We start from the raw sequence: 20,526 nt of genomic DNA, 5'->3' as shown, positions 1-20,526 counted from the left end.
GTCTCCTTGGGAATGAAGGTCAGTCGCTGCCGTTGCGCGCATTGAAGCGGGCCAGCTCGCGCACGAAATCGTCCAGCCGCTCGGTGGCCTTCGCGAGCCCCACCAGCGCCCGGAGCGCGACGACGCTGGCGCTCGCCGCCCACAGCAGCAGCGCCAGATGCGCGAGATCGCCCCGCTCGGCGAAGATGCGGATAAGCGCGTCCATTGGGTGTCTCGCGTGCTGGAAAAGAAAGAGGGTTTTGTCCCGGACAAGCGACGGCGCAGCCGGAGCGCAGATCCGGGATCCAGCGCAAAAGTTCTGCGAAGCAGCCACCCCGCGACCAGCGTAAAAGGGCATCTCCGCCGGGTGGCGTCGGAGATGGGGAGAAGCGCCTTCGGCGGTCCCTTGCGCTGGGTCCCGGGTTGCATTCCGCGCCTTACGGCGCTCCATGCCCCCAGGACAAACCACCCTAATCCCTCACCCCATACCCCACCGCCGCGCGCTTCTCGTCCTCCGTGATGAAGTCCGCCGCCGAGACCCGCGCCCACAGGGCCGAGCGCTCCAGCGAGAGCGCTTCCACCTGGTCGAGGTCCGGCACCAGCGCCAGGTCCGCGCCATAGGCCGGCGCCAGCCAGCCGCAGAGCGCATCGGCGATGCGCCGCACCAGGGGGATCACGGTGAGCCGCCACAGCGCGCGGTTGGCCTCGGCATAATTGGAATAGGTGGCGTCCCCCGGAATGCCCAGCAGCATGGGCGGCACGCCCAGCGCCAAGGCGATCTCCCGCGCCGCGCCGCTGCGGGCGGCCTCGAAATCCATGTCCTTGGGCGAGAGGCCCAGCGGCTTCCAGTCGAGCCCGCCTTCCAGCAGCAGCCGGCCGGCATTGGAGGCGCCCTGGAAGCTCGCCTCCAATTCCCCCTTCAGCCGCTCGAACTGGTCGTCGGTGAGCGTCCCGGTGCCGCCATAGATAAGCGCGCCGGAGGGTCGCGCCGCATTGTCGATGAGCGCCTTGTTCCAGGCGCCCGCCGCATTGTGGAGGTCGAGCGCCTGGGCGGCCGCCTCCAAAGGCGGGAAGCCGTAATGATCGTCGAGCGGATTGAAGAAGGAGAGGTGGAGGATGGGCGAGACCCCCTCCCCGCCAATCCCCGGCCCGTTCTGGGGAATGCGCAGGGTGCGCCCCTCCAACGTGTAGTCGAAGGCTTCCGGCCAGCCGTCGGCGCCGGGCACCACCTTCACCCGGTCGGGGCGCAGCACGTGCAGCTCGCGCGGTGCGCCCTCCAGGCTCACCGCCTCCAGATAGGCATTGCCCGCCACCAGCATGTGCCCACACACCGCCTCCACGAGATCGGCGAGACGCAGGCGCGGATTGGGCTTTGCGAGGAGGTCCAGCATGGGGTGCCGGTCCACGTCCCGCCCGCCCTCGACGAGGAGGAAGGGCACGGACGCCGCCGCCTCCGCCACGAGGCGCACCGCGCGATAGGCGATGGCGTTGCGGGCAAAACCCTCGCGGGCCAGTGAAGCATAGTCCCGCGGGGTCCAGCGCGCCCGGCCCTGGGCGAGGAAGGCGACGGGGGCCGCCGTGCGGCTCGCCTTCCCCTCCGGTGGCCGGGGGCGGAAGGGCGCGAGGAGGGACGACAGCATGAATGAGCTCCGCTTGAAGATGACGTTGCGGAAATCCGCCGGAACGGACGCGCGCCGCTTGCGTTGACCGGGGAACTGGGACCTCACAGGAGACGCGGCATGACGACCACGGTCAGCGCCCTTTACGACACCCATGACGCCGCCTCGGGCGCCGTGCGCGACCTGAAGGTCGCCGGCATTCCGGACGAGGACATCTCGCTCATCTGCACCCGCGAGGCCGCCGCGGCGGCCGGGAATGCGGACCACGAGAGCGACATCCTGCACGATGCCGGCACGGGCGCGGCGGTGGGCGCGGGGCTCGGCGGCACGGGCGGGCTGCTCGCGGGCCTCGGCCTCTTCACCATTCCCGGCCTCGGCCCGGTGCTCGCCGCCGGCTGGCTCGCCTCGACGGCGGCCGGTGCGGTGGCTGGCGCGGCCGTGGGCGGCGCGGCGGGTGGGCTCATCGGCGCGCTGATGGAGGACGGCGTCGATGAGGAGGACGCGGAAGTCTATGCGGAAGCGGTCAAGCGCGGCGGCACCCTGGTGGTGGCCCGCGTGTCGAACCTGCGGCTCGATGCGGCACGCACCGTGCTGGAGGCGCGCAAGTCCGTGGACGTCAAGGCGCGCCGCACCGCCTATCTGGACGACGGCTGGACCGGCTTCGACCCGCAAACTCCCATGCGCGAGCCCCGCGCGCCGAAGCGGCCGGACCGGCTGGTCTGAGCCTAATCGCGCGGCGGCTTGGTGGTGTCAAAGCGCGCCTCACCGATCCCGTCCTTGTGACGCACCATGAAGCGCCACAATGCGATGGAGGCGGTGAGCGTCAGCAGCGCCAGGCAGATGACGATGGCAAGCTCCAGATTGGTGCCGCGCGGCAGCGTGGTGACGGCGGCATAGCCGGTCATCAGGATGACGCCGACGCCGCCGGCAGCGGCGGTTTCCCGGACCATGGACGGGCGCTTCTTCATGCCCCGATCCTTGGCATATCGGCGGGGGTTACGCTAGGTGGGCCCCACGCCTCCCGTGCCAGCCGAAGCCCCCTCTCCCCGAGGGGGAGAGGGCTGGGGTGAGGGGGACAACCCTCTCCAGTTCTGAAGCGCCGGAGCCCCCTCACCCGGCTGCTGCGCAGCCGACCTCTCCCCCTCGGGGAGAGGTGAGACAGCGCCTAAAGCCCCCGCACCCGCGGCCTTGCCTTCTCGCCTAGCGCCAAAGCGGTGACCGCCCAGACCAGGGCGTCCAGCCGGTCCGGCGAGCGGCCGGAGGAGAGGCCGTCGCTGGAAAAGTCACACATCTCGTCCTCCAGCTCCGGGAAAGCGCCGGCATGGCGCACGCGGCCCTGCTCGTACAAGGCCGCCACCGGCTCGGCGCGCAGGAATTTTCCGCGGGTGGCGCGCACCATGTCGACCGGAACCGAAGGGTCCACCTCCGCCAGCACGGCCCTCACCATCTCCCCGCCCTGGTTCACCTCGGCGACGATGCGGTCGGCCTCGAAGCGCTTGAACAACGCCACCGCCCGCGCGGCCCACAGAGCCGGGCGCAGGCCGGCGGCGCTCTCGTCCGCGAGCACATGGATGAGGCCGCCCCCGTCGATCCCCGCGCAGATAAGGCCGCAGGCGTCGGCGCCTGAGCGGGAGGAGGCCGGCGGGTCCACGCCCACCACCACCCGGGCGAGGGGCGGCGCCTCCGCCTCCCGCGCGGCCTCGACAGCTGCGCGGGACCAGAGCGCCCCCGGCCGGTCCTCGATCAATTCCCCGTCCAGCTCCTGCCGGCCGAGCCGCGTGCCGCCATAGCGGGCGATCACCGCATCTATGAAGCCGGGCGCCAGATGCCGGGCATTTTCCGCCGTGCGCGCCCGCGTCACGGCGGTCGCCGGGTCCGCCAGAAGGCGCTTCAACAGCGTGGTGGGCCTCGGCGTCGTCGTCACCATCTGGCGCGGCCGGGTGCCGAGCCGCAGCCCGAACTGCAGCATGTCGAAGGTGGCGTCCGCCCGGCGCCATTTGGCCAGTTCGTCCAGCCACGCGGCCTCGAACTGGGGCCCGCGCAGGCTCTCCGGATCCTCGGCGGAAAAGCCCTGCGCCACGGCGCCATTGGGCCAGACGAGCCGGCGCCGGGTCGCCTCCCAATGCGGCCGCTCGCCATTGCCGTGGACCGCGAGAAGCCCGGAGACGCCCTCCACCATCACCTCGCGCACATCCGCCATAGTCTCGGCGACGAGGGCGATGCGCCCCACCGGCCGCTCCGCGAAGGGCGGGCGGCCCAAAGCGAGGCCGCGCACCCATTCGGCGCCGGCCCGCGTCTTGCCCGCCCCGCGCCCGCCCAGCACCAGCCAGGTGGACCAGGGCTTTCCGTTCGCCGCCGTCTCCGGCGGCAACTGGTCGTCCCGCGCCCAGATCTCCCAATCGGTGAGCAAACCGTGAGCGACGGGCTCGGTGAGGAGCGCCAGCAGCGCGTCAGTCCGCCCCGTCTGCACGCAGCGCGTCAAGGCGGCGCGCAAGCTCGCGGCGGAAGGTGTCGAGGTCGGTGGGGGCACGCGCATCCTCGTCGTCTCTCAGGGTGTCGGCGTCCTTGGGCCCGCTTTTCTTCGTGGCCGCATCGAGCGCCGCCAACTCCCGCACCACGCGGGCGAGCACGGCGAGCGCGCGGGCATCGCGCTCCGCCTCGGCGGGGGCGGCGCCGAGCTGGGCGAGCCGCGTCTCGATCTCGCACACCTGCGCCTCCGCCGCCCGCCAGATGCGGTTGGCCAGCGCCCGGCGGCGCTTCGGGCCGGGATTGCGGCTCCGCATGGTGCCGGGCATGCGCCGCGCCATGGGGCGCTCGCGCACCCCGCCGTCGGGGCCGATCTCCCTGTCGATCCACACATAGACCTGGGCATAGGTGAAGCCGGTCTCGGCCATGATGTCCTTGATGGTGCGGCCGGCGGCATAAAGGGCGCGCGCATGCGCCACCTGCTCCGCCGAGGGCTGCGGCAAGGGGTCCGTCATGGGAAGGGCCTGGAAAGTGAAGGGGTGTCCCGCCGGCGCCGCATCGGGCGCAACTCCGGAACATAGAGGAAACCTAACCTAGGAGCGGTACGGTGTCAAGGGATATTTTCCTATAAACCCGCACCCTGCCCCGCGCCACTGATGCTATTGCACCACCGTCACCGCCGGCGGCGTCCACTGGCCGTTCCGCACCATGTCCTTGGGCACATAAGTGCGGAAGGTGAGGGAGAAGGGCCGGCTGGGCGTCGAGGGCAGCCAGTTGGCCTCGGGCACACCGGCCACGGGCTTTGGCCCGATGCCGATCTTCAGCGCGCCGTCCGCCTCTTTCTCCAGCTTCGACTGGTTGTTGAGGTTGAAGCGGTTGAGCGGGTTCGGCATCACCCTGTAATCGGGCATGCCCACGAGGATCACCGACCAATAGGCGTCCACCACGCTGTCCGGCAGGGCGTTGGCGGGGAAGTGGATCACATAGCTCTGCCCGCCATTCAGCGGCTTGTCCTGCGCATCGCGGGAGGCGACGAAATAGACCACCTCCTCAGGGCTGTTGGCCCAGATGCCGGCATAGTTCGCGACCGTGCGCATCCCGACATCGCTGCCATAATTGCCGCCCTGCCCTCCCACCAGCCAATGGTTGCGATAGGGCGCGCTCTTGGTCAGCGCGTCCTCGATGAATTGCGGAACGATCTTCTCCTTCAGCCGCCGGTCCACATCCGCCCGCGCCTCCGGCCCGCTCGCCACATAGTCCGCGATGGCCCGCACCTTCTGCTGCATCGGGGCGGCCACGGGCGAGACATCCAGCGCGCTGGCGAAGGCCGCATCCACATGGTCGAAGATCTCGGCGCCCAGCAGCGTCGCATTGTCGAAATCCGGGATGGCCGGGGGCGCCGCCACGTCGATCTTGCCCAGCGGCTTTGCGGTGAACGCCTTCTGGAGCGCCACCGCCCCCTCCGGGTCGCCCTTCAGCTCCACCCGGCCCAGGAGCTTCGCCTTTGCGGAATGCAGTTCGATGCGCCCGGCGCCCGCAGGGATAGGCGGGTTGGTGCCGGGCTTCACCAGAGCGAACGCGCCATGGGGTTTTGAGGGAAAGGTGCGCTCATTGATGTTGGCGATCACCTCGCCCCATTCGTCGAGGATCTGGGCGGTGTAATAGCGCCCCTCGATCTTGGGCACCTCCAGCAGCACGGCTGCATCATCGTCCGCGGCGAGCCAGGCCTCCAGATAGGCCACGTCGAAATTGGGATTGACGAAATCCGCCGAGCCCAGGGGGTTATATTTGATGGCGTTGTAGGCGAAGCCCGCCGCGCCGGCATCCTTGCGCTCCTGGCGGATCACCAGCATGCGGCCGAGGAGATAGACATAGGCCTCGGTGAGCGCCGCATCATCCGGCCGCCCCGCCTTCGCCTGCGCCCGGAGGGTTCGCGGAAGCATAGGCGCCATGGCCGCCGAGGCCAGGAGAGCGAGCATCATTCTGCGCGTGAAAGGCATGGTCACCTCCCCTGCGGGGAGAGGAAGCGTGCGCCTGGGTGGGGCGGGCGTCAAATGGATTGGGGGAAGAGGGATCTTTGCAGGATACCCTTGGAGACAGCAGCGGCGCCAACGCGCATGTGAAGGGCCCGGGATTGGATGGTGCTCGGCAAACGCCGCGCTATTACCGTGATTTGCAAATGCATCAAATAGTTGCAATTACCCTGCTACCGCATTAAACTAAGTGCCAGACCCGACTAGGTGAAACAGATGTCAAAAAGTAAAGATGAATCGAAAATAGATAACAATTACAAATCTATGATAAACCGCGATTTTTTTCGCTTAGATAATAAAGCTCAATTAAAGAAAATAAATAATATTTTTATTGAAACGGAACTATCTATAAAAGGATTAAAGATGGTTCTTGAAGATGTTGAGAGAGCGAAGAGAGATAATAAAGATCGATTTCATATTTCAGCACCCACCGCAAAGGGAAAGATTGGAAATATATCTCGGAGCGTTAATGACGTTTTACGAATTATAAACGAGAGAATTGGAAACAAAGAATATTTACAATCCTTAGTATTTTCTATTTCATTAACTGAGGATTACATATCTAGAACGTTAATTCGTATTATAAAGGCATATCCAGAGAAGATACTCGTATCAACTAAAGGGAACGCAGTAGCCGATTCAGGATCATTATCGGTTGATATGCGAGATATTTTAAAAGCGGGCAACTTGGATGAAATCATAGCAGGAAAAATTAACCATCGCGTTCGCGATGCATTATATGCCTCTCCCGCCAATTATTTTACATACTTGAATTCTATACTTGGATTCTCTCTTCCTGAGGATGTCTGGAAATCATTCGTGGAAATAAAAGCCACACGAGACACGTATATCCATGGAGATGGATGTGCAAATGATACGTATATATTTAAGTGCAGAGATCTTTCTAGAGCAAAACTAGGTGAAAAACTGATAGTTGATGGGAAATACCTTGCCGAGAGCATTACTTGCATGAAACGTATTTTCACAGAAATATACAGTGGATTGCAAATGAACTATGGAAATAGTGAAGAAGTTCACAACATATTCTTACTTGAAGGGGGAGATTAGTTCCTGAATTAAATAACGTACTTGTTGTCCGAAATTCCTGAAGAAGATGTGGGGCAGTGCGCGCTGCCCTCTCCTCTACTCCTCCTCATCCAGGATGAACCGTTCCTCCACCGTGGGCACGGAATGGTGCTCGTGGGTGATGATCCAGTCGCCCTCCTGCTTCGTGAGGCCCACGGTGAGGCGGAAGTCCAGCGGCCCGGCGGAAGTGCCGTCGCAATGGACCTCGCAGGTGGCAAACGCGACGTCGCTGCCGGCGGTCACCGCGATCTCGCCGGGGCGGAAGACAATGGGGTCCAGCGGCTCGGCATAGAAGAAATCCCAGGTCTCGGCATAGGCGTCGAGGCCCCGCACGGTGTTGGGAAAGTCGAACATCAGCACGTCCTCCGCGTGGCGCGAGAGGATGCCGCGACGGTCCCCCGCCTCCACGGCGGATGCCCAGGCCCTGATGATGTCCCGGACGCGCTCCTCATCCGCTTCGGCCATGTCACCCTCCTTGGCTGAGTGAAGGATGAAAGGCGGATGATGCGGCGCGGGTTCCCGGGGGCCAGATCATGTCCGGCGGCGGAGGAAGGCGCGCCCTCCTCTCAAGGGGGCCATTGCGATATTGCAAGCAGCCTGAAGGAAAGCGCGGTCCTCCCTCTCCCCGAGGGGGAGAGGGCTGGGGTGAGGGGGAGCCACTCTCTCAAGTCCTGAACCGCCGGAGCCCCCTCACCCGGCTGCTGCGCAGCCGACCTCTCCCCCTCGGGGAGAGGTGAAAAGCTAAGCCGCTTCCCCTCGGACGTATCGCAGCGGTCCCTCAAGGAGTGAGGGAATGCCGCCGCAGGGCTTCAGCGCACCCCCTCACCCGTAGCGGCGGCCCGCCTCGATGGCGAGGCCCATGCCCACGGAGCCGAACGTGTCGCCTTCCGCGATCTTCGCCCCCGGCACGGTGGCGATGATGGCCGCGCGCACATGGGCAAGGCGGGTGGAGCCGCCGGTGAGGAACAGCGCGTCGATATCGTCCGCGTTCACCCCCGCCGCCTTCAGGCAGCCGTGGATGCGGGCAGCGATGCGCTCCGCCAGAAGGCCGGTATGGGCCACCAGATCCTCATGGGCGATGCCCACGGACAGCCCCGCCTCCAGCCATTGCAGATCGAGCGCGGTGCGGCCCGCCTCGGCCACTTCGATCTTCGCCGCCTCGGCCGCCAGAGCGAGGGAATGGCCGCGCTCCTCGGCGACCACGCGGGCGAGGCGGGCGACCTTTTCCGGGTGGGCGGCGTCGCGCTCCAGTTCGCGGATGGTGCGGTGGACCTTTGAATCATAGAGCCGGTTGATGGCGGACCAGGTGGCGAGGTCCTGGTAGAGCGCGGCGGGCATGGAGAGGCCGGCGCGCTTCAGCGCCGAGCCGTGGCCGAGCAGCGGCATCACCATGCCGAGCGAGAGCCCCCGGTCGAAATCCGTGCCGCCGATGCGCACGCCGTCATTGGCGAGGATGTCGCCCGCCCGCTCCTGCCGGCCCCGCCGCTCGGGCGAGAGGCGGACGATGGAAAAATCCGACGTGCCGCCGCCGATATCGGCGATGAGCGCCAGTTCCTCGCGCGTCACCTGCCGCTCATAATCGAGGCTCGCGGCGATGGGCTCGAACTGGAACGAGCGGGTGGAAAAGCCGATCTCGGCGGCAATAGTGCCCAGCACCTCCTCGGCGCGGGCATCGCCCTCTTCGTCCCCGTCCACGAAATGCACCGGGCGGCCCAGCACCACGGCCTCCAGAGGCGCGCCGGCCGCCGCCTCGCCCCGCGCCTTCACCTCGGCGAGGAAAGCGGCGATGACGCCGCGAAAGCCGAGGCGCTGGCGGCCCACGGCTGTCGTCTCATCCATGAGGCTGGAGCCGAGCACCGCCTTCAGCGAGCGCAAAAGGCGGCCCTGGTGGCCGCCCACATAGGCCGCCATGGCCGCGCGGCCCACCTCCGGCGCGCCGATGCGGGGATAGAAGATGGCGCTGGGCAGCGTGTCCGCCGGCCCTTCCAGGGGAGCGAGGCGCGGGCCCTGTGCGGAGAGAAGTCCCAGCGTCGTGTTGGAAGTGCCGAAATCGAGGCCGCACGCCGCCATGGCTCGCTCCTGAAAATGCTTCAAGGAAGGGCGCGCTTGCTAGGCCATGTTGCAGCGCAGCGCAAGGGGCGGCGTGGATATGCGCCTCAGTCGCTGCAGGCCATGCGCCGGCCGAACAGCAGCATGAAGGCGAAGGCGGCGAGGAAGACGAGGCCGTGGACCCAGGCGGCGAGCCAGTCGAAGAAGCCGTAGCTCACCCCCGTCGCCACCAGCGCGATGAACAGCGCCACCAGCACCAGTTTGGCGGTGATGGCCGGCTCCGCCTCGGAGTGCGGCGCCAGGGGGCTCTCGGGGGCGCCGTAGGGCTCCCCGGATTTCACAAGCTTCAGCATATTGCGCCGCTCAGCGCTCATCACCACACCCTGGCCAATGCCGCTCCCGGCAAGGATCATCTGGATTCGTAAGGGTTCCGTATCGACTGCGATTTAAACGCAGCATCCTGTGCTGGCTCAAGTCCCGCCGCGCGCAAATGTTGCATTTTATTCACACGCAGCGGCACTCCCCGCCGCCAGCGCCGCGCTCCCGCCGGGAACCGAAGCGGCCACCGGGGCTTATGTGCCTGAAGACGCGGTGCTGGAGGGCAGCCGGCGTCAGGGAGAAGCACATGAATTCCAATCGGGACATGAACGAATTCGAGCGCTGGGCCTCGGGGCTCGCCTCCACGGCCATGGGCACCTGGGGCCTCAAGCGGGGCGGGCTGTTCGGCATCCTGGCGCTGGCGGGCGCCGGCCTCCTCGCCTGGCGCATGAGCGCCAATAGGAGCCTCCTGGCGCTTGAGGACAAGCGCCCCGCGCCCCGCGCGCTGCCGGCCGCCGACAAGCCCCGCCGCACCCGCAGGGCATCGGCAACCGCCGCCAAGACCCGCAAGGCCGCCCCCACCCGCCGCCCCGCGGCGGCCAAGACGGCCGTCGCGAAATCCGCCACTGCAAAATCGGCTGCGGCAAAACCTGCGACCACCCGCGCCAAGGCGAAGCCCGCGACCCGCAGGACGTCCACCCGGACCCCCGCGGAAAAGGCGCCCAATTCCAGCGCCTCCACCCATTGAGGCGCGGGCGTCACACGCTCTCGGCGTAGCGCTCGTAGGCGTGCTCGACGGTGACGATATGGCTGCGCATGGCGGCGGCGGCTTCCGCCTTGTCGCCGCGCAGGATGGCGGTCACCACCTTGTCGTGCTCGGCATAGGACAGCGCGAGGCGCCCGAGCGTGCGGAACTGGGCGCGGCGGAAAGGCTGAAGCCGCGCCCGGGTCGCCAGGGTCAGTTCGCAGAGGTAATCGTTGTGCGCGCCGGAATAGAGGAAGGTGTGGAAGCGGTCATTGAGGAAGGTGTAATTGGTCTCATCGCCCCGGCGGGTGAGATCGGCAAGATCCGCATGGATGGCCTGAAGCTGGCCGCGCTCGGTTGCGGTCATATTGACTGCGCATAGTCCCGCGCAAAGCGCCTCCAACTCCGCCATGACTTCGAACATGCCGCGCAGCCGTTCCAGAGTGGGCTTCGCTACCAGGGCCGAGCGGTGCGGGCGGGTCTCCACGAGGCCGGAGGCGGCCAGGTCCCGGATCACCTCGCGCACCGGCGTGCGGGAGACGCCGTAGCGCTTGGCCACGTCCATCTCCTCCAGCGCCGTGCCCGGCGCGATGCGCCCGCGCACGATGTCGTCGGCGATCTGGAGACGCAGTTCCTCGGTGCGGGTGACGCTGCGGACCGGCCCGCGCCGGCGGCGCGGACGGGCCGGACGCTCCGGGCCGAGGCTCTGGGAGACAACGCTGCTCATGAGGTTGAATTTACCGGGATTCTCTTGGGAGACGAAGCGCTTCAGGCAGGAATGGGAATGACGCTCACATGGGCCGCCACCACCTTCCAGCCGTCGGGAAAGCGCACCCAGCTCTGCTGCTGGCGGCCGATCTTGCCCGGCGCGTTGTCGCGCGCGAACAAGGTGGAGGCGGTGGCGAAATCGGTGCCGTAGGTGGTGATGACGGTGCGCTCGAGGGTGCGCATCAGCCCCACCGGCGAACGGGCGCGGCGGAAGGCCTTGATCTCGTCCATGCCGTAGAGGTTCTCGCCTGCGCCGTAGCGGATGGTCGCCGGATCATCGCGGAAGGTGTCTTCCAGCACGTCCACGTCATTGTTGATGAGGGCTTCCTCGTAACGGGCGAAGGCTTGCTCCACTTCCGCGAGCACGTCGGGACGGTTGATCTCCACGGATACTCCTCACAGGTTCGCCACCGGCGCGCGGGCCGCACCCACCTCGCTCAGGGCATGCGCGACGCGCAGGGCCAGATCCTCCCGCCAGGGCGGCGCGATCACCTGCACCCCGAGCGGCAGCCCCTCATCGATAAAGACCGGCACCGCCGCCACCGGCAGGCCGATGAAGGAGATGGGCTGGGTGAAGAGGCCGAGATTGGGTCGCACGAGCAGGGTCTCGCCGTCCAGCACGAAAGTCTTCTGCCCGAGCGTGGGCGCGCGGCAGGGTGTGGACGGGGCGAGGATCACGTCCACCTCCTCGAACAGCTTCAGCATCTCAAGCCGGAAGTGCCGGCGGAAGCGCTGGGCCGCGATCACCCAGGCGGAGGGGATAGCGAGGCCGGCGATCAGCCGGTCGCGCACCGCCGGGTCGAAATCTCCCGGGCGGGCATGGAGGCGGTGGGCATGCTGGGCCGCGCCCTCGGCGGCGGTGATCACATAGGCCGCGGCGCGGGCGCGGGCCGCCTCGGGGATCTCCACGGTGCGGTCCACGCCCAAAGCGGATGCCGCCTTGTCCACGGCGGCGAAGCATTCGGGCATGCCCTTGGCGCGGAAATAGCCGCCCGCCACGGCGATGCGCAGGCCCTCCGGCCATTCAGCCAATGTCGGCGCGACGGGCTCGTAGGGTCGCGCCGTGAGGGAGGGATCGTCGATGTCCTCCCCCTGCATGGCGTCATAAGCCAAAGCGAGGTCCTGGGGGCAGCGGGCGAACGGGCCGAGATGGTCGAGGGAGGAGACGAAGGGAAAGCTGCGCGCCCGCGAGAGCCGGCCGAAGGTGGGCTTCAGCCCGAAAATGCCGCAGAGCGCGGAGGGCACGCGGATGGAGCCGTTGGTGTCCGACCCCAACGCCAGCGGCACCTCGCCGGACGCCACGGACGAACCCGAGCCGCCCGAGGAGCCGCCGGACATGTGGTTCAGGTTGTGCGGGTTGCGGGAGGGGCCGTCATGGGCGTTCTCGCCGGTGAAATCATAGGCGTACTCGCCCATGTTCAGCCCGCCCACCAGCACCGCGTCCGCCGCCTCCAGCCGCTCCACCAGGGTGGCGTCGCGGGGCGCAGGGGGAAGGTCGCGGTTGATCTTGGAGCCCGCGCGGGTCGCCAGCCCCTCGATGTCGAACAGGTTCTTCACGGCGAAGGGCACGCCGGCGAGCCGGCCCAGTTCCTGGCCCGCCGCACGGGCGGCATCCACCGCATCCGCCTTGGCGCGGGCGCGCTCGACGGTCACGTCGGTGAAGGAATTCACCTTGGGCTCCAGCGCGGCGATGCGGGCGAGTGTTGCCTCAAGGACCGCGCAGGCGGTCACCTCGCCCGCCTTCACGGCGGCGGCGATGGTGTGGGCGTGGGCGGTGGCGAAGGGCGCGGCCTCCGCGGCGGGTTCGAGAAGATCGCTCATGGGCGGTACACCGGCGCGGGATCGAACTCGTCGCCGAGGTCGTAGGTCATCACGAAAGAAGCGGCGTCCGCCACGTTGCGCAGATAGGCCATGGCCTCGCGGTGCCATGCCGGCTCGATGGGAATGTCGAAGACGCCGATGGCCCCGTCGAGGAGGCGTTCGAGATCGCGGTCATGGGGCGGGGGGATCGGGGTCTTTTCCGGCGTCTTCGGTTCCGACATGAAGCGCTCCCTCAATTCAATTGCACAATTCCCCCTCCCCCCTTGCGGGGGAGGGAACGACCGTACCCCCTCTTCATTCGTCATGCCCGGGCTTGACCCGGGCATCTCGTGCCGATGGCGCGCGCCCGGAGGCCCGGGAGATCCCCGGGTCAAGCCCGGGGAGGACGCTCCAAAGAAGGCCGCCCCTCACACCGGAGGATGGGGAATGGCGGCGATCAGCTCGCGGGTATAGGCGTCCTTGGGCGCCTCCAGAACCTCATCGGACGTGCCCTCCTCCACCACGCGGCCCTGGCGCATGACGATCACCCGGTCGCACAAGAGCTTCACCACGTGCAGGTCGTGCGAGACGAAGAGATAGCTCATGCCGAGCGTCTGCTTCAGCTCCTCCAGAAGGTTCAGCACCACCGCCTGCACGGAGACGTCGAGCGCCGCCGTGGGCTCGTCCAGGATCACGAGGTCCGGGTTCAGCGCGATGGCGCGGGCGATGCCCACGCGCGCCTTCTGGCCGCCGGAGAGCTGGTGGGGGAAACGGTCGAGCAGGTCGCCGGGCAGGCCCACCATGCCGGCCAGTTCCTCCACCTTGGCGCGCAGCTTGGCGCCGCCACTGAGGCCCGCCATGCGCAGCAGCGGGTCGGCGATGGCGCGGGCCGCCGTATAGCGCGGGTTGAGACTCTCGGTGGGGTCCTGGAACACCATCTGGATGCGCTTGCGCATGGGATGATGGGCGAAATCCTTGGCAGGGATGGCGCCGATATCCTCACCGTCGAAGGTGATCTTGCCGGACGTGGGATCGATCAGCCGCATGACGATGGTGGAGGTGGTGGACTTGCCACATCCGCTCTCGCCCACGAGGCCGACGCTCTCGCCCTTCTTCACCTCGAAGGAGATGCCGTCCACGGCGCGGAAGATGGTCTCCGAGGCGGGCGGCTTCTTGCCGAAGAGGGAGGAGAGGAAAGCGGAGGGCGCGCCCTGGCGGGGGTATTCCTTGAGGAGGTTTTCCACCTTGAGGAGGGGTTGCGCCGCTGACGCGGCGGCCCCCTCCCTGCCCTCCCCCGCAAGCGGGAGAGGGTTGCTAAGGGCGGGATTGGTTTTCAGTTCTGAAGGGCCGCCATCAGCGTCGAGCGCTACAGCCACTCCCTCTCCCGCTTGCGGGGGAGGGCTGGGGAGGGGGCCGGCCGGGACCTCACTCTCCGGCAGCAAATCCCGCAGCATGATCCCCGGCCGGGGCGTCGCCCGCATCAGCTTGCGCGTATAGGGATGCTGCGGGTTGCGGAAAATCTGCTCTGCCGGCGCGGTCTCCACCACCACGCCCTTCTCCATCACCATCACGGTGTCGCAATAGGCGGCCGCGAGCCCGAGATCGTGGGTGATGAGGATGGTGGACATGCCCCGCTCGCGGGTGAGCTCTGTCACCAGATCCATCACCGCCTTCTGCGTGGTCACATCGAGCCCGGTCGTCGGCTCATCCGCGATCATGAGCTGCGGGCGGCACGCCAGCGCCAAGGCGATGACGATGCGCTGGCACATACCGCCCGAAAGCTCGAACGGATAGGCGTGGTAGCGCTCCTCGGGCCGGGCGATGCGCACCTGGTTGAGGATGTCGATCACCTTCTCTTTCACGTTGGAGGGCTGCGCCTGCAAATGATGGAGCAGCACGTCGCCGATCTGGTGCCCCACCTTGCGGATGGGGTTCAGCGCCGTGCGCGGGTTCTGGAAGATCATGGACATTTCGCGTCCGCGCAGGTCGCGCATCTGGCGCTCCCCCGCATGAGCGAGGTCGATGCCGGAAAAGGCGATGGAGCCCTCCGCGATGCGCCCCACCCGGTCGAGGATGCGCATGACCGTATAGGAGGTGACTGACTTGCCAGAGCCACTCTCCCCCACGATGCCCAGAGTCTCGCCCTTGGCCACCGTGAGGTTCACCTGTTTCACCGCCTTCACGATGCCCTTGCGGGTGGCGAACTCCACCGTGAGGTCCTTCACCTCCAGCAGCTTGCCGTGGGGCTCCTCGGAGGGGGCGAGCACGCCGGCCACGGCCGGGTCGATGACGCCATGCATGCGGGCCTCCATCAGGTGCGGCGCTGGGGATCGACGATGTCGCGCAGACCGTCGCCCAGCAGGTTGAAGCAGAACACCGCGAACATGAGCGCGAGGCCGGGGAACAGGGCGATCCACCATTCGCCTGAGATGATGTAGGAGGCGCCCTCCGCCACCATGATCCCCCATTCCGCCGTGGGCGGGCGCACGCCGAGGCCGATGAAGGACAGGCCCGCCGCGTTGAGGATGGCGTAGCCCATGGTGAGCGACATCTGCACCATCATGATGGGCATGATGTTGGGCAGGATCTGCGTGAGCAGGATGCGCCACTCGGAATTGCCCGTGAGCCTTGCGGCCTGCACGAACCCCGCCTGCCGGCGCACCTGCGCCTCCGAGCGGGCGACGCGCACATAAAGCGGGAAATTGATGATGGCGGTGGCGATGACGATGTTGGTCACCGTATTGCCCAGCGCCGCCACAATGCCCATGGCCAGCACGAACAGCGGGAAGGCCATGATGGTGTCGGAGATGCGTCCGATGATGCGGTCCGTCCACCCGCCGAAGAAGCCGGAAGCGATGCCGGCAATGCCCCCCGCCGCGAAGACGAGGGCCACCGAGAAGACGGCGATGCCCATGTCCAGCCGGGTGGCGACCACGACGCGGGAGAAGATGTCGCGGCCCAATTGGTCGGTGCCGAACCAGTGCGCCCAGGAGGGCGGCTTCAGCGCCATGGCGGTGTTGGAGGCGAGCGGATCATAGGGGACGATGAACGGCCCCAGCAGCGCGCACACCACCAGCACCAGGAACATGCCGAAGGCGAGGCCCGTGACCGGATTGTCCGAGATCACGTACTGGGCGTGCTTCAGGGTGGCGGCGAGGCCGCCTGCGGGACGCGGGGCGTCCGCCGGACTAGCGAGGGTCATGCTTCGCTCCGGGCGCGCGGATCGATGATGCCATAGGCGATGTCGATCAGGAGGTTGAGGAGGATGTAGAGGACCGCCATGGCGAGGACGAAGCCCTGCACCGGCGCGAAATCGGAGGTTATGAGCGCCTCCACCGCATAGGAGCCGATGCCCGGCCAGGCGAACACCTTCTCCACCAGCACATTGGCGCCGAGCAGGAAGGAGAACACCATGCCCAGCGTGGTGATCACGGGGAGCATGGCATTCCGGAACGCATAGACGATGATCACCTTGTAGGGCGTGAGCCCCGCCGCCCGTGCCGTGCGCACGAACTCGGAGGAGAGCACCGCCAGCATGGAGGCGCGCGTCATGCGGGCGATGGGGGCGAGGGCGAAGATGGCCAGGGTGATGGCCGGGATCACCAATTGCGCGGCGGCGGCGCGGAAGGTCTCAAGGTCGCCCGCGATGAGGCTGTCGATGAGGTAGAAGCCGGTGACCTCGGGCGGCGCGGTGGCGAAGGCATCGAGCCGCCCCAGCGGCGCGGGCGCCCAGCCGAGCTTGAAATAGAAGATGTAGACCAGCAGCAGGCCGGTGAAGAAGACCGGCAGGGAGACGCCCGCCGTGGTGATGATGCGGCAGGAATGGTCGATCCACGTGCCCTGCTTCACCGCGGCCGCGATGCCGTAGGGAATGGCGATCACGAGCGCCAGGATGAGCCCGGCCAGGGTCAATTCGGCGGAGGCGGGAAGCCGGGTCGCGATCTCCTTCGCCACCGGCTGGCCGGTGGAGAGGGAGGAGCCGAGGTCGCCCTTGGCGAGCGCAGCCACATAGTCCGCGAACTGGGCGGGGAGCGGCTTGTCGAGGCCGAGCTTGGTGCGGATCTCGGCGATGGCCTGCGGGGTCGCGGCGGGGCCGGCGAAATAGGCCGCCGTGTCGCCGGGCAGAACCCGGGTGAGAAGGAAGGTCACGATCACCACCCCGATCAGGCTCGGTACGGCGGTGGCGAGACGGCTTCCGATCAGCTTCAGCATGACGGCCTCCTCCTCTCAGCGAAGGTGCTTTTGCCTGGATCCATGGTCCTGGATGCAAGGACGGCGCCAGACGATGGCGCGCCCTCACCTCTAAGTGCGTTCCTTCTCCCGCTTGCGGGGGAGGGCTAGGGAGGGGGCCGGCCGCAGGCCGGAAGAGCCGGGACATCGGGAGAGGTCGTATCTGCCCCTTCCCCCCCCTCCCCCGCAAGCGGGAGAGGGGGTCCATCTCGCGCCCTTCAGCGCCTCCTCACCCCTTGGAGAACGGCGCGTAGGCGAGGCGCCGGTGGAACCAATACTGGTACCCCGTCACGTTCTTCTGCATGGCCACGTTCACGTAGGGCTGGAACAGCGGGATGCGCGGCACGTCGGCGAAGGCGAGGTCCACCATGCCCTTGATGTCGCTGTCATAGGCGGCCTTGTCGCCAGTGGCGGCGGCGGCGCGGGCGCCGTCGATGAAGGCATCCATGGCCTTGGACTGGTAGCTCATGGTGTTGAACACGGAATTCTGCCCGTGATAGCACCAGAAGAAGAAGTATTCCGGATAATCGAGCCAGCCCGAGAAGACATTGGTGAAGAATGGCATCGTCTTCTTGTTCAATTCTGTGCGCCAGTTCGCGCCCGGGATCTTGTTGATGGTGGTCTTGATGCCGATCTGGCCCAAATTCTCCTGCACCAGGATGGCGAGCGGCTCGTTGACGCCGGCAAAGCCCAGGTCGAAGGAGATGTCGGTCTCGAACCCGTTGGGATAGCCCGCCTCGGCCAGCAGCGCCTTCGCCTTGGTGAGGTCGGTCACGTACTTGGTGGGCTGCGGCCAGTGCACCTCGGTCTTGGCCTCCGCCGGCGCGCCGAACATGGGCTTGGAGAGGCCGAACAGCACCGCGTCCATGATCTTCTGGTAGGGCATGGCATAGGCCATGGCGAGGCGCACCTTCGGATTGTCGAAGGGCGGCTTCGTCACGTTCATGCCCATATATTGCAGGCCGTTGGAATAGGGGGTCGAGATGATGGTGAGCTTGCCGCTCTCCTTCAGCTCCACGAAATCCTTGTTCGGCAGGTCGTAGGAGATGTCGGCGTCGCCGCGCTCCAGGAGCGCCCGGCGGTTGCCGGCGGAGGGCACCATGCGCCAGATCACCCGCTTCATCTTCGGGGTGGGGCCGCCCACCCAGGCATCGTTGCGCTCGAAGACGACCTCAGTTCCAGGGGTCCATTTCGCAACCTTGTAGGGCCCCGAGCCCACCGTGTTCTGCTTGGCATATTCGAGCCCCCAGGGGTCCTGGGCGGTGGCGTTCTTCTTCACCAGCTCGGAATTCATGATGCACGGCACCACCACCGCGAGGTCGGGGATGGTGAGCCGGTCCTTGCGGATGAAATCGACCCGGAAGGTGTTGTCGTCCACCACCACGAACTGCTCGGGCTTCTCCAGCGAGCCCGCCTTCATCTGGAAGGTGGGGAAGCCACCGACGCTCACCGCCCGGTCCATGGACCATTTCACATCCTTGGCCGTCACCTTCGTGCCGTCATGGAAAGTGGCGTTCTTCTTCAGCTTGAACGTGACCGACATGTCGCCGACATTCATGTCCTCGGCGAGCTGGCCCTCGAACTTGTCGCGGTCATAATATTGGGTGCCGTTCACATCCTTCATGGGATGGGTGATGAGCCGGTCGTAGCTGTTCCAGCTCACCTCATAGCCGGGCACATTGGTGCCCACGCCCTGCACGTCCAGATTGTTGGGGCCGCTCTCGGAGACGATGAGCAAGGTCTCGTTCCGCGCCTGGGCCTTGGCGGGGGAAAACACGGAGGGAGCGGCGACCCCGGTTCCGGTGGCGACGGCGGTGGCGGAAGCGGACTGCAGGAATTCACGGCGGTTCATCGAAATCCCCCATCTGGAGCGGCTGTCGATCCCTTCTCATTCAAACACCGTGCCAATTGCATACCGATTTTGGAATATCGTTATTTTCCAGTTGTATAGCTGTGTTCTGGGAGAGTTGATCCCTGGCTCCAACAGGCCATTCTGCTGATTACTTCAGCATATGAGTGCACATTGCATGCAATCATCCCTCCAGCATTTGCCCAATTCCCATGCGGCAGCATCAGGCCCGTGCCTGCCGCGCAGGCGCGGAACGGCCCGCCAGGGGCGGGCGTTTTCTCTCCGGAGAGAGCAATTGCCGGGAGGCAAGCCATGACGGACCGCGAAACCCGAATCCAGAACAAGGCGCTCCAGCTCTGGATGGAGGATGGAAAGCCGGAGGGGCGCGAAGACATCTATCGCGAGCTCGCCAAGGAGCTGGTGGCCCAGGAAGACTCCTATCTGTCCACCACCCGTCCTGTCCGCGGCAGCGGCGCGCCGCCGGCCGAACCGGCGGAAGTCTTGGAGAACCAGGGGGAATTCCCAACCCTCACCGACCAGGGCGAGATGAACATTCCGCGCCGATGACCTCCGACCCGTGAACACGCGCTCCAGCGCACATCCAGTGACGGCGCCCATGCCCGCAAACATCCGCATCGGCATTTCCGGCTGGACCTACAAGCCCTGGCGCGGTGCCTTCTACCCCAAGGGCCTCGGCATCAAGCGGGAGCTTTCCTTCGCGGCGGAGGTGTTTCGCTCCATCGAGGTGAACGGCACCTTCTACGGCCTCCAGCGGCCCAGCACGTTCGAGCGGTGGGCGGAGGAGACACCGGACGACTTCCTCTTCTCGGTGAAGGGCCCTCGCTTCCTCACCCACATCAAGCGGCTGCGGGAGCCATTGCCGCCGCTCGCCAATTTCTTCGCCTCGGGCGTGCTGAAGCTGGGCGGAAAGCTTGGGCCGCTGCTCTGGCAGTTTCCCCCCAGCTTCCAGTTCGACGAGAAGCTGTTCGAGGATTTCCTCAAGCTCCTGCCGGCGGACAGCGACGCGGCCGCCCATCTCTCCCGCAAGCACGATGAACGCATGAACGGCCGCGCTTTCCTCGGAACGGGGCGCGATCACGCGCTGCGCCATGCGGTGGAGATCCGGCACGAGAGCTTTCTGGTGCCCGCCTTTGTGGACCTGCTCCGGCACCACAAGGTGGCGTTCGTCATCGCTGACACCGTGTCCTATCCCTGCCGGATGGACCTCACCGCCGACGACTTCGTCTATTGCCGGCTGCACGGTTCCGAGGAGCTTTACCGCAGTCGCTACGCGCCCGAGGCATTGGAGCGCTGGGCCAAGCGGGTGAAGGCCTGGACCAGCGGGCGCGCCATGAAGGACGGCCGCTTCATCGCCCCCACGAGAGCCGACCGCAAGAAGCGCGACGTGTTCCTCTATTTCGACAACACCGACAAGCTGCATGCCCCGGAGGATGCCCAGTTCCTGATGCGGCTGCTGGGCCAGGAGCCGGGCGGGCAGGAGATCTCAGTGGACACCATGCGGACGGCCACGGAGGGCCATGCCCGGGCTTGACGGCAATGCCGCTTCAAAACCGATGGCGAAGC

The 20,526-nt window shown here is 66.6% G+C and carries 22 protein-coding genes; 5 read left to right on the top strand and 17 right to left on the bottom strand.

All coding sequences use genetic code 11. The annotated features are described in order from the left end of the window. Nucleotides 1-19: 19 nt before the first annotated feature. Both ABLE91_RS23660 and ABLE91_RS23655 read right to left on the bottom strand, forming a co-directional pair. Nucleotides 20-205 carry a hypothetical protein gene (locus tag ABLE91_RS23660; RefSeq protein ID WP_348934869.1) on the bottom strand — a complete coding sequence of 62 codons (186 nt, stop codon included), beginning with the start codon at nt 203-205 and terminating at the stop codon, nt 20-22. A 244-nt stretch (nt 206-449) separates the two neighbouring features. After that, on the bottom strand, nt 450-1,619 hold the full coding sequence (locus tag ABLE91_RS23655) for a phage portal protein (RefSeq protein ID WP_348934867.1): 1,170 nt from the start codon (nt 1,617-1,619) through the stop codon (nt 450-452). Nucleotides 1,620-1,718: 99 nt separating this feature from the next. Here ABLE91_RS23655 and ABLE91_RS23650 point away from each other — a divergent pair, with 99 nt between their 5' ends. Continuing rightward, complete coding sequence (locus tag ABLE91_RS23650) at nt 1,719-2,321, top strand: hypothetical protein (RefSeq protein ID WP_348934865.1); 603 nt, start codon at nt 1,719-1,721, stop codon at nt 2,319-2,321. 2 nt (nt 2,322-2,323) lie between these two features. Here ABLE91_RS23650 and ABLE91_RS23645 read toward each other — a convergent pair whose 3' ends face one another. The 4 genes from ABLE91_RS23645 to ABLE91_RS23630 form a co-directional block, all read right to left on the bottom strand. Next, the gene (locus tag ABLE91_RS23645; RefSeq protein ID WP_348934864.1) at nt 2,324-2,566 is read right to left on the bottom strand and encodes a hypothetical protein; all 243 of its coding nucleotides are present in this window, start codon (nt 2,564-2,566) and stop codon (nt 2,324-2,326) included. Between the two features lie 197 nt (nt 2,567-2,763). Further along, nucleotides 2,764-4,080 carry a DNA-packaging protein gene (locus ABLE91_RS23640; RefSeq protein WP_348934863.1) on the bottom strand — a complete coding sequence of 439 codons (1,317 nt, stop codon included), beginning with the start codon at nt 4,078-4,080 and terminating at the stop codon, nt 2,764-2,766. Beyond that, nucleotides 4,049-4,579 (bottom strand): hypothetical protein, encoded by a 531-nt coding sequence (locus ABLE91_RS23635; RefSeq protein ID WP_348934861.1) that lies wholly within the window; start codon nt 4,577-4,579, stop codon nt 4,049-4,051. Before ABLE91_RS23635 ends, ABLE91_RS23640 begins: the two co-directional genes overlap by 32 nt. Before the next feature lie 144 nt (nt 4,580-4,723). Next, the gene (locus tag ABLE91_RS23630) at nt 4,724-6,064 is read right to left on the bottom strand and encodes a DUF1214 domain-containing protein (RefSeq protein WP_348934859.1); all 1,341 of its coding nucleotides are present in this window, start codon (nt 6,062-6,064) and stop codon (nt 4,724-4,726) included. A 240-nt stretch (nt 6,065-6,304) separates the two neighbouring features. On the opposite strand from ABLE91_RS23630, the gene ABLE91_RS23625 reads away from it, so the two are divergent. After that, a complete protein-coding gene (locus ABLE91_RS23625) occupies nt 6,305-7,165 on the top strand; it encodes a hypothetical protein (RefSeq protein WP_348934857.1) in 861 nt (286 codons plus the stop codon). Between the two features lie 75 nt (nt 7,166-7,240). Here ABLE91_RS23625 and ABLE91_RS23620 read toward each other — a convergent pair whose 3' ends face one another. The 3 genes from ABLE91_RS23620 to ABLE91_RS23610 all read right to left on the bottom strand — a co-directional run bounded on the left by ABLE91_RS23620 (nt 7,241) and on the right by ABLE91_RS23610 (nt 9,645). After that, nucleotides 7,241-7,648 carry a YybH family protein gene (locus ABLE91_RS23620; protein ID WP_348934856.1) on the bottom strand — a complete coding sequence of 136 codons (408 nt, stop codon included), beginning with the start codon at nt 7,646-7,648 and terminating at the stop codon, nt 7,241-7,243. Between the two features lie 357 nt (nt 7,649-8,005). Then, entirely contained in the window at nt 8,006-9,253 is a 1,248-nt protein-coding gene (locus ABLE91_RS23615; protein WP_348934854.1) for an Hsp70 family protein, read from the bottom strand. 86 nt (nt 9,254-9,339) lie between these two features. Then, nucleotides 9,340-9,645 carry a hypothetical protein gene (locus tag ABLE91_RS23610; protein WP_348934852.1) on the bottom strand — a complete coding sequence of 102 codons (306 nt, stop codon included), beginning with the start codon at nt 9,643-9,645 and terminating at the stop codon, nt 9,340-9,342. A gap of 212 nt (nt 9,646-9,857) precedes the next feature. Here ABLE91_RS23610 and ABLE91_RS23605 point away from each other — a divergent pair, with 212 nt between their 5' ends. Beyond that, on the top strand, nt 9,858-10,298 hold the full coding sequence (locus ABLE91_RS23605) for a hypothetical protein (protein WP_348934850.1): 441 nt from the start codon (nt 9,858-9,860) through the stop codon (nt 10,296-10,298). A 10-nt stretch (nt 10,299-10,308) separates the two neighbouring features. Here the strand turns inward: ABLE91_RS23605 and ABLE91_RS23600 are convergent, their stop codons facing one another. The 8 genes from ABLE91_RS23600 to ABLE91_RS23565 form a co-directional block, all read right to left on the bottom strand. Then, the gene (locus ABLE91_RS23600; RefSeq protein WP_348934849.1) at nt 10,309-11,022 is read right to left on the bottom strand and encodes a GntR family transcriptional regulator; all 714 of its coding nucleotides are present in this window, start codon (nt 11,020-11,022) and stop codon (nt 10,309-10,311) included. A gap of 41 nt (nt 11,023-11,063) precedes the next feature. Beyond that, nucleotides 11,064-11,450 carry an oxalurate catabolism protein HpxZ gene (hpxZ, locus tag ABLE91_RS23595; RefSeq protein ID WP_348934848.1) on the bottom strand — a complete coding sequence of 129 codons (387 nt, stop codon included), beginning with the start codon at nt 11,448-11,450 and terminating at the stop codon, nt 11,064-11,066. A gap of 9 nt (nt 11,451-11,459) precedes the next feature. Then, on the bottom strand, nt 11,460-12,884 hold the full coding sequence (locus tag ABLE91_RS23590) for an AtzE family amidohydrolase (protein WP_348934846.1): 1,425 nt from the start codon (nt 12,882-12,884) through the stop codon (nt 11,460-11,462). Next, nucleotides 12,881-13,105, bottom strand: coding sequence for an AtzG-like protein (locus tag ABLE91_RS23585; protein WP_348934845.1), 225 nt, complete (start codon nt 13,103-13,105; stop codon nt 12,881-12,883). Before ABLE91_RS23585 ends, ABLE91_RS23590 begins: the two co-directional genes overlap by 4 nt. A 186-nt stretch (nt 13,106-13,291) precedes the next feature. Next, nucleotides 13,292-15,163, bottom strand: a complete 1,872-nt coding sequence (locus tag ABLE91_RS23580) for a dipeptide ABC transporter ATP-binding protein (RefSeq protein WP_348934843.1) — start codon at nt 15,161-15,163, stop codon at nt 13,292-13,294. Between the two features lie 11 nt (nt 15,164-15,174). Then, nucleotides 15,175-16,065, bottom strand: coding sequence for an ABC transporter permease (locus tag ABLE91_RS23575; RefSeq protein ID WP_348934842.1), 891 nt, complete (start codon nt 16,063-16,065; stop codon nt 15,175-15,177). Continuing rightward, the gene (locus ABLE91_RS23570; protein WP_348934841.1) at nt 16,062-17,075 is read right to left on the bottom strand and encodes an ABC transporter permease; all 1,014 of its coding nucleotides are present in this window, start codon (nt 17,073-17,075) and stop codon (nt 16,062-16,064) included. The genes ABLE91_RS23575 and ABLE91_RS23570 overlap by 4 nt, the downstream gene beginning before the upstream one ends. A gap of 247 nt (nt 17,076-17,322) precedes the next feature. Continuing rightward, nucleotides 17,323-18,945 carry an ABC transporter substrate-binding protein gene (locus ABLE91_RS23565; protein ID WP_348934840.1) on the bottom strand — a complete coding sequence of 541 codons (1,623 nt, stop codon included), beginning with the start codon at nt 18,943-18,945 and terminating at the stop codon, nt 17,323-17,325. Nucleotides 18,946-19,254: 309 nt separating this feature from the next. On the opposite strand from ABLE91_RS23565, the gene ABLE91_RS23560 reads away from it, so the two are divergent. Both ABLE91_RS23560 and ABLE91_RS23555 read left to right on the top strand, forming a co-directional pair. Then, on the top strand, nt 19,255-19,509 hold the full coding sequence (locus ABLE91_RS23560; protein WP_348934839.1) for a DUF2934 domain-containing protein: 255 nt from the start codon (nt 19,255-19,257) through the stop codon (nt 19,507-19,509). 49 nt (nt 19,510-19,558) lie between these two features. Then, nucleotides 19,559-20,494, top strand: a complete 936-nt coding sequence (locus ABLE91_RS23555) for a DUF72 domain-containing protein (protein WP_348934838.1) — start codon at nt 19,559-19,561, stop codon at nt 20,492-20,494. Nucleotides 20,495-20,526: the final 32 nt, after the last annotated feature.

Origin of the sequence: Aquabacter albus, from assembly GCF_040049275.1 — a bacterium.
Taxonomy (GTDB): domain Bacteria; phylum Pseudomonadota; class Alphaproteobacteria; order Rhizobiales; family Xanthobacteraceae; genus Aquabacter.
The sequence above is the reverse complement of the archived record's forward strand: the minus strand, read 5'-3'. Positions and strand labels throughout refer to the sequence as shown.

Bases quoted from the DNA above. Each gene is read 5' to 3' on its own strand.
- ABLE91_RS23605 (WP_348934850.1), top strand. From the start codon at position 9,858: ATGAATTCCAATCGGGACATGAACGAATTCGAGCGCTGGGCCTCGGGG.
- ABLE91_RS23560 (WP_348934839.1), top strand. From the start codon at position 19,255: ATGACGGACCGCGAAACCCGAATCCAGAACAAGGCGCTCCAGCTCTGG.
- ABLE91_RS23620 (WP_348934856.1), bottom strand. From the start codon at position 7,648: ATGGCCGAAGCGGATGAGGAGCGCGTCCGGGACATCATCAGGGCCTGG.
- ABLE91_RS23645 (WP_348934864.1), bottom strand. From the start codon at position 2,566: ATGAAGAAGCGCCCGTCCATGGTCCGGGAAACCGCCGCTGCCGGCGGC.
- ABLE91_RS23600 (WP_348934849.1), bottom strand. From the start codon at position 11,022: ATGAGCAGCGTTGTCTCCCAGAGCCTCGGCCCGGAGCGTCCGGCCCGT.
- ABLE91_RS23610 (WP_348934852.1), bottom strand. From the start codon at position 9,645: ATGATCCTTGCCGGGAGCGGCATTGGCCAGGGTGTGGTGATGAGCGCT.
- ABLE91_RS23575 (WP_348934842.1), bottom strand. From the start codon at position 16,065: ATGACCCTCGCTAGTCCGGCGGACGCCCCGCGTCCCGCAGGCGGCCTC.
- ABLE91_RS23585 (WP_348934845.1), bottom strand. From the start codon at position 13,105: ATGTCGGAACCGAAGACGCCGGAAAAGACCCCGATCCCCCCGCCCCAT.
- ABLE91_RS23650 (WP_348934865.1), top strand. From the start codon at position 1,719: ATGACGACCACGGTCAGCGCCCTTTACGACACCCATGACGCCGCCTCG.
- ABLE91_RS23655 (WP_348934867.1), bottom strand. From the start codon at position 1,619: ATGCTGTCGTCCCTCCTCGCGCCCTTCCGCCCCCGGCCACCGGAGGGG.
- ABLE91_RS23565 (WP_348934840.1), bottom strand. From the start codon at position 18,945: ATGAACCGCCGTGAATTCCTGCAGTCCGCTTCCGCCACCGCCGTCGCC.
- ABLE91_RS23570 (WP_348934841.1), bottom strand. From the start codon at position 17,075: ATGCTGAAGCTGATCGGAAGCCGTCTCGCCACCGCCGTACCGAGCCTG.
- ABLE91_RS23615 (WP_348934854.1), bottom strand. From the start codon at position 9,253: ATGGCGGCGTGCGGCCTCGATTTCGGCACTTCCAACACGACGCTGGGA.
- ABLE91_RS23660 (WP_348934869.1), bottom strand. From the start codon at position 205: ATGGACGCGCTTATCCGCATCTTCGCCGAGCGGGGCGATCTCGCGCAT.
- ABLE91_RS23590 (WP_348934846.1), bottom strand. From the start codon at position 12,884: ATGAGCGATCTTCTCGAACCCGCCGCGGAGGCCGCGCCCTTCGCCACC.
- ABLE91_RS23635 (WP_348934861.1), bottom strand. From the start codon at position 4,579: ATGACGGACCCCTTGCCGCAGCCCTCGGCGGAGCAGGTGGCGCATGCG.
- ABLE91_RS23580 (WP_348934843.1), bottom strand. From the start codon at position 15,163: ATGCATGGCGTCATCGACCCGGCCGTGGCCGGCGTGCTCGCCCCCTCC.
- ABLE91_RS23630 (WP_348934859.1), bottom strand. From the start codon at position 6,064: ATGCCTTTCACGCGCAGAATGATGCTCGCTCTCCTGGCCTCGGCGGCC.
- ABLE91_RS23555 (WP_348934838.1), top strand. From the start codon at position 19,559: ATGCCCGCAAACATCCGCATCGGCATTTCCGGCTGGACCTACAAGCCC.